Origin of the sequence: Micromonospora marina (assembly GCF_900091565.1) — a bacterium.
In the GTDB taxonomy this organism is placed as follows: domain Bacteria; phylum Actinomycetota; class Actinomycetes; order Mycobacteriales; family Micromonosporaceae; genus Micromonospora; species Micromonospora marina.
The window spans coordinates 327,832-340,067 of sequence record NZ_FMCV01000001.1; the positions used below are offsets into that span (position 1 = coordinate 327,832).

9 protein-coding genes are annotated in these 12,236 nt (G+C 74.6%); 5 read left to right on the forward strand and 4 right to left on the reverse strand.

Annotated features, from left to right (window positions below; genetic code table 11):
• Positions 1–69 precede the first annotated feature (69 nt).
• The 5 genes from GA0070215_RS01500 to GA0070215_RS01520 are packed head-to-tail and all read left to right on the forward strand — an operon-like array spanning position 70 to position 7,607.
• Entirely contained in the window at positions 70–2,178 is a 2,109-nt protein-coding gene (locus GA0070215_RS01500) for a molybdopterin oxidoreductase family protein (RefSeq protein WP_091041099.1), read from the forward strand.
• Positions 2,175–3,647, forward strand: a complete 1,473-nt coding sequence (locus GA0070215_RS01505) for an FAD-dependent oxidoreductase (protein WP_091041101.1) — start codon at positions 2,175–2,177, stop codon at positions 3,645–3,647. Before GA0070215_RS01500 ends, GA0070215_RS01505 begins: the two co-directional genes overlap by 4 nt.
• Positions 3,644–6,175, forward strand: a complete 2,532-nt coding sequence (gene nirB / locus GA0070215_RS01510) for a nitrite reductase large subunit NirB (RefSeq protein WP_091041103.1) — start codon at positions 3,644–3,646, stop codon at positions 6,173–6,175. Before GA0070215_RS01505 ends, nirB begins: the two co-directional genes overlap by 4 nt.
• The gene (gene nirD / locus GA0070215_RS01515) at positions 6,172–6,519 is read left to right on the forward strand and encodes a nitrite reductase small subunit NirD (RefSeq protein WP_091041104.1); all 348 of its coding nucleotides are present in this window, start codon (positions 6,172–6,174) and stop codon (positions 6,517–6,519) included. Before nirB ends, nirD begins: the two co-directional genes overlap by 4 nt.
• Positions 6,519–7,607, forward strand: a complete 1,089-nt coding sequence (locus GA0070215_RS01520; protein WP_018784590.1) for a uroporphyrinogen-III synthase — start codon at positions 6,519–6,521, stop codon at positions 7,605–7,607. Before nirD ends, GA0070215_RS01520 begins: the two co-directional genes overlap by 1 nt.
• Before the next feature lie 11 nt (positions 7,608–7,618).
• Here the strand turns inward: GA0070215_RS01520 and GA0070215_RS01525 are convergent, their stop codons facing one another.
• From GA0070215_RS01525 to GA0070215_RS01540, 4 genes are all read right to left on the reverse strand, one after another.
• Complete coding sequence (locus GA0070215_RS01525) at positions 7,619–8,236, reverse strand: GTP-binding protein (RefSeq protein ID WP_018784589.1); 618 nt, start codon at positions 8,234–8,236, stop codon at positions 7,619–7,621.
• Complete coding sequence (locus GA0070215_RS01530) at positions 8,217–8,579, reverse strand: DUF742 domain-containing protein (RefSeq protein WP_013288587.1); 363 nt, start codon at positions 8,577–8,579, stop codon at positions 8,217–8,219. Before GA0070215_RS01530 ends, GA0070215_RS01525 begins: the two co-directional genes overlap by 20 nt.
• Positions 8,580–8,641: 62 nt before the next feature.
• Entirely contained in the window at positions 8,642–9,049 is a 408-nt protein-coding gene (locus GA0070215_RS01535; protein ID WP_013288588.1) for a roadblock/LC7 domain-containing protein, read from the reverse strand.
• On the reverse strand, positions 9,046–12,099 hold the full coding sequence (locus tag GA0070215_RS01540; protein ID WP_091041105.1) for a sensor histidine kinase: 3,054 nt from the start codon (positions 12,097–12,099) through the stop codon (positions 9,046–9,048). Before GA0070215_RS01540 ends, GA0070215_RS01535 begins: the two co-directional genes overlap by 4 nt.
• Between the last annotated feature and the right edge of the window lie 137 nt (positions 12,100–12,236).

The window sequence follows — 12,236 nt, forward strand, 5'->3', positions numbered from 1 at the left end:
AGCGGTCGTGACAGGACCGAAACAGAGCAGACCCGGACCGGAAACCGCCCGACGGCACGCTTTTCCGACATGACAGACGGTGCACGCACGGCGACGCGAACGGGGTTGCGCCCCGTCGAGGCCGCCACGCACTGCCCGTACTGCGCGTTGCAGTGCGGCATGGTGCTGCGCGCCACCGGTGACGGTGTCGAGGTCGCCGCACGCGACTTCCCCACTAACCGGGGCGGGCTGTGCCAGAAGGGCTGGACCGCCGCCGACCTGCTCGACCACCCGGAGCGGCTCACCACCCCGCTCCTGCGCGACCGGCCCGGCGGCGAGCTGCGGCCGGCGGCCTGGGACGAGGCGCTGGACCGCGTCGCCGCCGGGGTCCGGGACGTGCAGCACCGCCACGGGCCGGACGCGGTCGCGGTCTTCGGCGGCGGTGGGCTCACCAACGAGAAGGCGTACGCGCTCGGCCGCTTCGCCCGGGTGACGCTGCGCACCCGGCACATCGACTACAACGGGCGCTGGTGCATGTCCTCGGCCGCCGCGGCCGGGAACCGGGCGTTCGGAATCGACCGTGGACTGCCGTTCCCGCTCGCCGACCTCGGCCGCGCGGACACGCTGCTGCTGGTGGGCGCGAACCCGGCCGAGACCATGCCGCCGCTGATGCGGCACGTCGCCGACCTGCGGGAACGCGGCGGCCGGCTGATCGTGGTCGATCCGCGCGCCACCGCCACCGCCCGCCAGGCAGACCTGCACCTGCAACCCCTGCCCGGCACCGACCTCGCGGTGGCGAACGCGCTGCTGCACATCGCGCTCACCGAGGGCTGGCTGGATCGGACGTACGTCGCGGAGCGGACCACCGGCTTCGACGAGGTCCGGCGGACGGTGGCCGGCTACTGGCCGGCGGAGGTCGAACGGCTCTCCGGCGTGTCGGTGGCCGACCTGTACGCGACCGCCCGCGCACTGGCCACAGTGGACCGGGCGGTCGTCCTCACCGCCCGGGGCGCCGAGCAGCACGCCAAGGGCGTCGACACCGTCACCGCCTTCATCAACCTGGCACTCGCCCTGGGCCTGCCCGGCCGTCCCGGCTCCGGCTACGGCTGCCTGACCGGGCAGGGGAACGGACAGGGCGGCCGGGAACACGGGCAGAAGGCCGACCAGCTCCCCGGATACCGGCGCATCGACGACCCGGCGGCCCGCGCGCACGTGGCCGGGGTGTGGGGCGTCGACCCGGACTCGCTACCCGGGCCGGGTGTTCCGGCGTACCAGCTCCTCGACGCCCTCGGCACGCCGTCCGGCGCGCAAGCGCTGCTGGTGTTCGGTTCCAACCCGGTCGTTTCCGCGCCCCGCGCGGCGCGGGTCGAGTCCCGCCTGCGTGCCCTGGACCTGCTCGTGGTGGCGGACCTCGTCCGCTCCGAGACGGCCGAGCTGGCCGACGTGGTGCTGCCGGTCGCCCAGTGGGCCGAGGAGGACGGGACGATGACCAACCTGGAGGGCCGGGTGCTGCGCCGCCGGGCACTGCGCGAGCCACCCGCCGGCGTCCGTACCGAGCTGGAGATCCTCGCCGCGCTCGCCGGACGGCTGACCGGCGGGCCCCCGCTGCCGACCGATCCGCGCGAGGTGTTCGCGGAGCTGGGCCGGGCCTCGGCCGGCGGGCCGGCCGACTACGCCGGGATCACCTGGGACCGGATCGACGCCGACACCGGCGTGTTCTGGCCCTGCCCGGACCGGGACGGCCCGGACACCCCCCGGCTGTTCGCCGACCGCTTCCCCACCCCGGACGGCCGGGCCCGGTTCCATCCGGTGACCCACCGGCCGGCCGCCGAGCCGGTGTGCGCCGACTACCCGCTGCACTTCACCACCGGCCGGGTGCTCGCGCAGTACCAGTCCGGCGCGCAGACCCGGCGGGTGGCCGCGTTGCGCCGGGCCGCACCCGGCGGCTTCGTCGAGCTGCACCCGGACCTGGCGGCCCGGATCGGCGTGACCGAAGGGACACCGGTACGGGTGGTCTCCCGCCGGGGTGAACTGCGCGCGCCGGCCCGGCTCAGCACGGCGATCCGGCCGGACACCGTCTTCGCGCCGTTCCACTGGCCCGGCGCGCAACGCGCCAACTCGGTCACCAACGACGCCCTCGACCCGGTCTCCGGGATGCCCGAGTTCAAGATCTGCGCGGTCCGGGTGGAGGCGGCATGAGCGAGCGCATCGTCGTCGTCGGCTACGGCATGGCCGGCGCCCGGCTCGCCGCCGAGCTGCACGCGCGCGGCGGGAACCATTCGGTCACAGTGCTCGGGGCGGAGCCGCACCGCGCGTACAACCGGATCATGCTCTCCACGCTGCTCGCCGGGCGCATCGGCGAGCCGGACGTGGAACTGGTCGAAGCAATCGGGCCGGGCGTCGGGGTCCGCACCGGCGCGGCGGTCACCGCCGTGGACCGGGCCGCCCGCGAGGTGGTCACCGACGACGGCGAGCGGCACGGGTACGACCACCTGGTGCTCGCCACCGGCAGCCGGGCCGTGGTGCCGCCGCTGCCGGGCCTCGCCCCGCTGCCCGAGCGGGTCGTCCCGTTCCGCACGCTCGGCGACTGCCGCCGGATCCTCGCCGCCGCCGAGGGCGCGCGACGCGTGATCGTGCTCGGCGGCGGGCTGCTGGGTCTGGAGGCGGCCCGCGGGCTGGCCGCCCGGGGTCTCGACGTGACTGTGGTCCACCCGGTCGGCCACCTGATGGAACGGCAGCTCGACCCGCCCGCCGGCGCGGTCCTCGCGGGCACGCTCGCCGGCCTGGGCGTCCGGTCCCGGCTCGGGGTGCCGGCGACCGCCGTGACCGCCGACGCCGACGGCGTCCGCCTGCACCTGGGCGACGCCGAACCGCTCGACGCCGACCTGCTGGTGCTCTGCTGCGGGGTACGCCCCGACACCGCGCTCGCCGCGGCGGCCGGGCTCGCCGTCGAGCGGGGTGTGGTGGTGGACGACCGGATGCGGACGAGCGACCGGCGGATCTCCGCGATCGGCGACTGCGCGCAGCACGACGGCACGCTGACCGGGCTGGTCGCGCCCGCCTGGGCACAGGCCCGGGTGGTGGCCGACGTGCTGACCGGCGCGGACCCGCTGGCCCGCTACCGGCCCCGGCCGGCGGTGACCCGGCTCAAGGCGGCCGGCATCGACCTGGCCGCGATGGGCGACGTGGCCGGCACGGGCGACCCGGACGGACCGGTCGAGGAGCTGACCTTCGCCGACCCGGCCCGGGGCACCTACGCCCGGCTGCGCATCCGGGACGAGCGACTGACCGGCGCGATCCTGCTCGGCGACAATCCGGCGGTCGGCACCGTGGTGCAGCTTTTCGACAGGGGCGCGCCGGTGCCGGCGGACCGGCGTTCGCTGCTGCTCGGCCGGGCGTTCGGCGAGATGCCGGCCGGACCGGCCGCGTCACCGGCGCTGATGCCGGACGCCGCGACCGTGTGCCGGTGCAACGACGTGAGCAAGGGCGCACTGGTGGCGTGCTGGCGGGCGGGCGCCCGGACGGCGGCGGCGCTGTCCGCGGCGACCCGGGCCGCCACCGGCTGCGGCAGCTGCCGGGACGCGGTGGCGGGCATCGCCGGCTGGCTCGCCGAGGCGGATCCGTCCACAACCGACGAGGTACGCGAGACGGTGGAGGTGGGGTCATGACCGAGCGGGTCAGCAGGCTGGTCGTCGTCGGCAACGGCATGGTGGGGCAGCGCTTCGTCGAGGCGCTGCGGGCCCGGGACACCGACGGGCGGTGGCGGGTCACGGTCCTCGCCGAGGAACGGCGCCCGGCGTACGACCGGGTGCGGCTCTCGGCCGTGTTCGACGGGGTGGACGCCGGTGAGCTGAACCTGCACACCCCCGACGCGGGAGTGGACCTGCGACTCGGCGAACCGGCCACCGGCGTCGACCGGGCCCGGCGGGTGGTGACCACGGCGGCCGGCGAGTACCCGTACGACGCGCTGGTGCTGGCCACCGGCTCGTACGCGTTCGTGCCGCCGGTCGACGGCACCGATCTGCCAGGCGTCTTCGTCTACCGGACGCTGGACGACCTGTCCGCGATCCGGGAGCACGCCCGGGGCCGCCGTACCGGCGCGGTGATCGGTGGCGGGCTGCTCGGGCTGGAGGCGGCGAACGCGCTGCGGCTGCTCGGACTCGCCACGAGCGTTGTCGAGTTCGCGCCCCGGCTGATGCCGGTCCAGGTGGACGAGGCGGGTGGCGCGATGCTCCGGCGGTACGTCGAGGAGCTGGGCGTCACGCCGTACCTCGGGGTGGCCACCACGGCGCTGCGCACCGGGCCGGACGGCACTGTGGCCGCACTCGACCTGGCCGACGGCCGGACCGTCGACGCGGAGCTGGTGGTGGTGGCCGCCGGGATCCGTCCACGCGACGAACTGGCCCGGGTGGCGGGGCTGCCGCTGGGCCCGCGCGGCGGCGTGCTGGTGGACGCGTCCTGCCGGACCGCCGACGAGCGGATCTGGGCGGTCGGCGAGTGCGCGGCGGTGGACGGGGTCTGCCACGGTCTGGTCGCCCCCGGGTACGCCACCGCCGAGGTGGTCGCGGACCGGCTGCTCGGCGGCGCGGCGACGTTCCCCGGCGCGGACACCGCCACGAAACTCAAGCTGCTCGGCGTGGACGTGGCCTCGTTCGGTGACGCGCACGGCGTCACCCCCGGCTGCCTCGACGTGACGTACACCGATCCGGCCACCCGCTCGTACGCGAAGCTGGTCCTCTCCGACGACGCGCGGACGCTGCTCGGCGGCGTGCTGGTCGGGGACGCGAGCGCGTACCCGACGTTGCGGGCCAGTGTCGGCGGGCCGCTACCCGCTCCCCCGCTGGCGTTGCTTGCGCCGGCCGGCGGCGCGGGCGCGGGTGCGGGCGCGTTGCCCGGCACCGCGCAGGTCTGCTCCTGCAACGCGGTGACCCGGGCCGACCTGGACGCGGCGATCGCCGGTGGGGCGACCGACGTGCCGGCGCTGAAGGCGTGCACCCGCGCCGGTACGAGCTGCGGCTCCTGCGTCCCGATGCTGAAGCAGCTGCTGGACGCCGCCGGGGTACGCCAGTCGACGGCGCTGTGCGAGCACTTCGACCACAGCCGGCAGGAGCTGTTCGACCTGATCCGGGTGCGGGGCATCAGTACGTTCTCCCGGCTCGTCGCCGAGCACGGGCGCGGCAGCGGGTGCGACATCTGCAAGCCGGTGGTGGCCTCGATCCTGGCGTCGCTCGGCACCGGGCACGTGCTCGACGGCGAGCAGGCGTCGCTCCAGGACACGAACGACCACTTCCTGGCCAACCTGCAGCGCGACGGCAGCTACTCGGTGGTGCCGCGGATTCCCGGTGGCGAGATCACCCCGGAGAAGCTGATCGCGATCGGTGAGGTGGCGCGCGACTTCCGGCTCTACACCAAGATCACCGGAGGGCAGCGGATCGACCTGTTCGGCGCGCGGGTCGACCAGTTGCCGCAGATCTGGCGCCGGCTGGTCGACGCGGGTTTCGAGTCGGGCCACGCGTACGGCAAGGCGCTGCGCACTGTGAAGTCCTGCGTGGGCGACACCTGGTGCCGCTACGGCGTGCAGGACTCGGTCGGGCTCGCGGTCGCCCTGGAGCTGCGCTACCGGGGCCTGCGTGCGCCGCACAAGCTCAAGTCGGCGGTCTCCGGCTGCGCCCGGGAGTGCGCCGAGGCCCGGAGCAAGGACTTCGGCGTCATCGCCACCGAGACCGGCTGGAACCTGTACGTCGGCGGCAACGGCGGTTTCCGGCCCCGGCACGCCGACCTGTTCGCCACCGACCTGAGCACCGCCGAACTGGTCACCCTGATCGACCGGTTCCTCATGTACTACATTCGCACCGCCGACCGGTTGCAGCGCACCGCCGCCTGGATCGAGGCCATGGACGGCGGCCTGGACCACCTCCGGTCGGTGCTCGTGGACGACTCGCTCGGGCTCTGCGCCGACCTCGACGCGGCGATGGCCCGGCACGTCACGGGCTACTCCGACGAGTGGCGCGACGTGCTGGAGGACCCGGACCGGCTGCGCCGCTTCACCTCCTTCGTCAACGCGCCCGACGTGCCCGACCCGTCCATCACGTTCACCCAGGAGCGGGGTCAGCCGGTGCCGGTCCGGGGCACGCCCCCGGACGGCGGGCACCGTCGCCAGCCCGTCGTGCTGGGCCTGCCGGAGGTACGCCGATGAGGCCCGTCGTCACGCTGGACTGGACCCCGGTCTGCCCGCTGGACCGGCTCGACCCCGACCGGGGCGTGGCCGCGCTCGTCCAGGACGTCCAGGTTGCGGTCTTCCGGACCACCGACGGCCTGTACGCGGTGGACAACCTCGACCCGGTCGGCGGCGCGTACGTCATGTCCCGGGGCCTGGTCGGCAGCCGGGGCGGGGTGCCCACGCTCGCCTCGCCGCTGCACAAGCAGGTCTACGACCTCACCACCGGGCGGTGCCTGGACCTGCCGGGCGTGACGCTGCGCCGGCACCCGGTGCGCTGCCGGGACGGCCTGGTCGAGGTGCGGCTACGGCAGGAGGAATGATGCGGGACGAGCTGGCCGGCTTCACCATCGGCGTCACCGCCGACCGGCGGCGCGACGAACTGGCCGCGCTGCTCCAGCGGCGCGGCGCGCGGGTGGTGCTCGCCCCGGCGCTGCGGATCGTCCCGCTGGCCGACGACACCGACCTGCGTGAGGCCACCCGGGCCTGCCTGGAACACCCGCCGGACGTGCTGATGGCCAACACCGGCATCGGCATGCGCGGCTGGCTGGAGGCGGCCGAGGGCTGGGGGCTGGCCGAGCCGCTGCGCGGCACGCTCGACCGCGCGTACGTGGTGTCCCGTGGTCCGAAGGCGACCGGCGCGATCCGTGCCGCCGGGCTGCGCGAGCACTGGTCCCCGGAGTCGGAGAGCTGCGACGAGGTGGTCGAGCACCTGGTCCGGCGCGGGGTGGCCGGCCAGGTGGTGGCGATGCAGCTACACGGTGAACGGCAGCCCGAGTGCGCCGACGCGCTGGTGGCGGCCGGCGCCACGGTGATCGAGGTGCCGGTGTACCGGTGGGCGCCACCGGCCGACCCGGCGCCGCTGCACCGGCTGATCGACCTGGTGGCCGGGCGTCTCGTCGACGCCGTCACGTTCACCTCGGCCCCGGCGGCCGAGGCACTGCTGCGGGCGGCCGGGGACCGTACCGAGACGGTGCTGGAGGCGCTGCGCGGCGACGTGCTGGCCGGGTGCGTCGGCACCGTCACCGCCGAACCACTGGTGCGGCGCGGGGTGCCGGTGAGCGCGCCGAGCCGGGCCCGGCTGGGCGCCCTGGTCCGCACCATCGTCGAGGAACTGCCCCGGCGCACGGTCTCGGTGAAGGCGGCCGGGCACGTGCTGACGCTGCGCGGGCACGCCGCGGTGGTGGACGGGGAGCTGCGTCAGCTGGCGCCGGCGCCGATGGCGGTGCTGCGGGCGCTGGCCGCGTCGCCGGGTAAGGTGCTCTCCCGCACCGCGCTGCTGCGGACGTTGCCGCGCGGCGCCGACGAGCACGCGGTGGAGATGGCTGTCGCCCGCCTGCGGGCCGGGCTGAACGCCCCCCGTGTGGTGCACACAGTGGTCAAGCGGGGCTACCGCCTGCGGGTCGACTGACCCGCAGGCGGTCAGCCCACCGAGGCCGGGTAGCCGTGCTCGGCCTGGAGGCGGAGCATCGCGTGCTCGACCACCGTGACGAGCACCTGCTTGACCGAGTCCCGCTGGCGGGCGTCGCACATGACCATCGGCACGTCCGGGGAGATCGCGAGCGCCTCCCGGACCTCCTCCAGCTCGTAGTGCGGCGCGTCGCCGAAGCGGTTCAACGCCACGACGTACGGCAGCTTGCGGTTCTCGAAGTAGTCCAGCGGCGCGAACGCGTCGGTGATCCGGCGGGTGTCCACGAGCACCGCCGCGCCCACCGCGCCCCGGATGATCTCGTCCCACATGAACCAGAAGCGGGTCTGGCCCGGCGTCCCGAACAGATAGAGGATCAGGTCCTCGGCCATCGTGATACGGCCGAAGTCCATGGCGACCGTGGTGGTCTCCTTGCCCGGCACCTTCGACGCGTCGTCGATGCCCACGCCAGCCGCGGTCATCAGCGCCTCGGTGGTCAGCGGCTGGATCTCGGAGATCGCCCCGACGAGCGTGGTCTTGCCCACGCCGAAGCCACCCGCGATCACGATCTTCGCGGAGATGATCTCCCGGCCGCGGCTCGCCCCGTCGGGGTCATAGTTCGCGAAGTCCACTTAGCACCCTTCCAAGCAGGTTCATCCGCGCCGCGAAACCCGTCGCGGGAGCGGCAGTATGTAGCGTCAGCAGGCCCTCGGCCACCATGTCGGCGACCAGCACCCGGGTGACGCCCAGCGGCATCCGGGTGTAAGCGGCGATTTCCGCAAGCGACTGCGCCCGGCCCTCACAGACCGAGGAGATGCGGTACTTGTCGTGCCCGGCGAAACGCGCCTCGGCCGACTGCGTCGGCGTGCTCGACAGCACCGCTTCGAGCGCGATGTTCTGCAACGGCTCGGTGCGGCCCCGGGTGACCGCGTACGGACGCACCAGCGCGCCACGTGGATCACGTCGCGGGTCCATCTCGCGATCACCTCCCCTCGTTCGGAGCCGCACCGGCTCCGGTCGTCAGCTCCCCGGTCCGATCAGGACCGGACCGCGTCCCTCGGCAGCGGGACCAGCGCCTGGCCGACCCGCTCCACCAGCAGCGCCATCTCGTAACCCACCTGGCCGACGTCGCAGCTGCGCGCCGCGAGCACGGCCATCGACGAACCGTCGCTGATGGACATCAGGAACAGGTAGCCGCTGTCCATCTCGATCACGGTCTGCAACACCCCGCCGGCGCTGAACATCCGCGCCGCGCCCTCGGTCAGGCTCACCACGCCGGAGGTGATCGCGGCGAGCTGGTCGGCCCGGTCGCCGGGCAGGTCCCGGGAGGAGGCGAGCAGCAGCCCGTCCGCGGACACCGCCACCACGTGCGCGATGCCCGCGACGCTGTCGGCGAAGTTGGTGAGAAGCCACCCCATGTCCTGCATGGCCGCCGGCCTGTTCATCGGTTCGTCTCCTTGGTCGAGGTGCTGTTCAGATCGGCGCCGGCCGTACGGCCCCGCTGGACGCCACGGTGGTAGGCGGAGAGCAGGCCGCGTACCTCGTCCGGCGTGCGCCGACTGCGGTCCCGGCCGCTCTTCGGCTCTATCCCGCCGGGCACGAGCTGGGCCTGCGGCACCCGCTTGGGCAGACCGGAGCGGGTGGTGCCGCCGGTGGTGGGCTCCGCGGCACGGTTGGCCCGCGACCAGCCCTCGTCGGCCGCCGTACGCCAGGCCTCCGGGTCGATCGACGGCGCGGGCGCGGGCTCGGCGGCGGGTGGCGCCGGGGGCGGCGTCGCGGCCGCCGGCGGCGTGGCCGGAACGTCCGGCGGGCTGTACGCGGGCGGCGTGGTCAGCCCCGACGCCTGGGCCCCCGGGGTGCGGGTGGGCAGCTTCGGACGTGCCGACGCCGTGGGGGGTGCCACCGCCGGCTGTGCCGGCGCGGGCGGCTCGTCGAACGTGGGACGGGTGAAGATCGTGGTCTCGTCGTCTCCGTGCGAACGGAACCAGACCGCCTCCATCTCCCGGAATATCGGCGCCTCGGCCCGCTGTTCGGGCCGGGCCACCACCGGCGTCGCCGGCGTGCTCTCCACCGCCGGCGCCGCGGCCAGCGGCTGGTAGGCCGGAGGCGCGGCCTGGGACGCGGGTGCCGTGGTCTCGACACCCGGCGTCCGCTTCGGCAGGGGGTCCAGCGCCGGGTACGCCACCGTCGGTCCCCCCGCCGACCAGCCCGCTCCGGAGACCGGAGCCGGCGCGGTCGCGGGCGCGGGCGCCGCGGCCACCGGGGCGGGCGTCGCCACCGTGGGCAGCGCGCCGGTCGCCCCACCCAGCTGCACGGCGGGCGTGGTGTCGCGCGTCTCGGCGGGCGTCTGCCACCGGGACGGCGGAGCGGTGGTCGTCCCGCGCCACTGGTCGGCGAGCGTCGCGGTGGCCGCGCCCCGCCCGGCGCCGGCGAGTGCGTCGGTGCCGCCGACCTGGCTGAGCGGCGACTGCTCGACGGCGAGCGGCTGACGCGGCCGGGTCAGCGGGGCCTGGCCCCGGTTGGCCGGCAGCACGACTGTCGAGTTCGGCAGCGTGACCTGGGCGACGGTGCCGCCCTCGACGTTGCGGCGCAGCTCGACGCGGATCCCGTAGCGGGACGCGAGCCGGCTCACCACGGCCAGGCCCATCAGCCGGAACGCCGCCACGTCGACGGTCGGCGGCGCGGCCAGGCGCCGGTTGAGCGAGTCGAGCTGGTCGTCGCTGAGGCCCAGACCGCGGTCCTCGATCTGGATCAGCACGTAGTCGCGGATCCGGCGGCCGTCGGCGACCACTGCGGTGTTCGGTGGCGAGAACCGGGTGGCGTTGTCGAGCAGCTCGGCGACCAGCCGGACGACGTCGTTGACGGCGTGCGCGGCGACCGAGATGTCGTTGTCGACGGTGCCGAACTCGATCCGGTTGTAGAGCTCGACCTCGGACTGCGCAGCGCGCAGCACGTCGACCAGGAGCGCGTCGTCGCGACGCGGCACGGCCGAGTCGGCGCCGGCGAGCACCAGCAGGTTCTCGTCGTTGCGGCGCATCCGGGTGGCGAGGTGGTCCAGCTCGAACAGCTGCGCCAGACGCTTCGGGTCCTCTTCGGACCGCTCGATCGCGTCCAGCTCGCCGATCATCCGGTCGACCAGGCTCTGCGAGCGGCGGGCCAGGTTGAGGAACATCGCCGAGACGCTCGTCCGCAGTGCGGCCTGTTCGGCCGCGACCCGGACCGCCTCGCGGTGGACCACGTTGAAGGCCACTGCCACCTGGCCGACCTCGTCGCGGTTGCTCAGCTTGATCGGATCCCGTACCTGCTGGACGATCTCGTCCACGCCGCCGTCGCCGATGGCGTTGACGTTCTGGAGCCGGCTCACCGCGTCCGGCAGGTCGTGGTTGGCCACGGCGAGCGCGCCCTCACGCAGCCGCCGCAGCGAGTCGTTGAGCGAGCGGGCGAGCACCACGGCGAGCGTCACCGCGACCGCGAGCGTGAGCAGCACGAGCAGGCTCTCCACGATCGCCTGCCGGATCACGTCGGCGCGTACCTCGTCGGCGTCGGCGAGCATGTCGTCCAGGAGCTGGATCTCGGCCCACCGCATCAGGTCGTCGACCGCGCCGACGGCGGCGGACGCCTCGTCGCGGGTGACCAGCGCCGGGCGCCCGACGGACCGGGAGATGTCGCCGGCGACCCGGTCGGCGAGCTGGACGGCGTCACCGGAGACGGTGCGGTCCACCAGGGCCCGCTGGCTCGGCGTCGCGGTCCGGGAGAAGGTGAGCAGCGCCTCCTGCTGACCGGTGAGCGTGGCCACGAAGGACGAGAACTGCTCCTCGTCGACCGCGCCGCCGTCGAGTGCGGTGAAGGCCACCGCCTGCTCCTCGGCCACCTCGGCCTTGGCGTGGGCGAACGCGGCCACCGCACGGCGGGCGTCGGCCAGGCTGTCCGCGCCCGGCTGCTGGGCCAGCGCGTCGCTGTACGCGACCAGGTCGTCCAGCACGATGCCGTAGCGCAGGGCCGCCTCGGCCACCGGCATCTGCAGCCGGTCCAGCACCTCCTGGCGGGTGCCGTTCAACGTGGACAGGTGGGCGTCGATCACCTTGAGCTGGTTGCTGATGGCGCCCGTCAGGTCGCCGAGCCTACCCCGCTCGTCCTGGTACGCCGCGATGCGCTCGTCGGTCTGGCGCACCCGCAGGTTGTAGGCGTCCGGCTTCTGGTTCGCGTCGGCCAGGAAGACCGCCGCCGCCATCCGCTCCTTGTGCAGGTCCTGGGTGAGCGCCGCGATGTCGACCGACACCGCGCTCAGCGCCCGGACCTGGTCCGCCTCGTACGCGCCCTGACCGACCGAGACGAGTCGGATAGTTGCCAGTGCGATGACAGCTGCGACCGGAACGACCAGGATGAGGGCGAGCTTGGAGCGGATCCGCGCGTCGCGCAGCCTGGGCAGGCGCCGGCGCCGGTTCCGCTGTTCGGCGTCGGGGGTCCCGGGCAGGGCCGTAGGTCCGGTGCTCACGACATCGCCTCCGTCGTTTCTTCCACGCGCGACCCGCTGACCCGTGCCTGGCGCAGCGGCCAGCGCCGCGCGCGGCACGGCCGCGATTTCATCAGACGAGATCCTGTTTGGGAAGCCGCAGTGAGGCAGGAAACGGT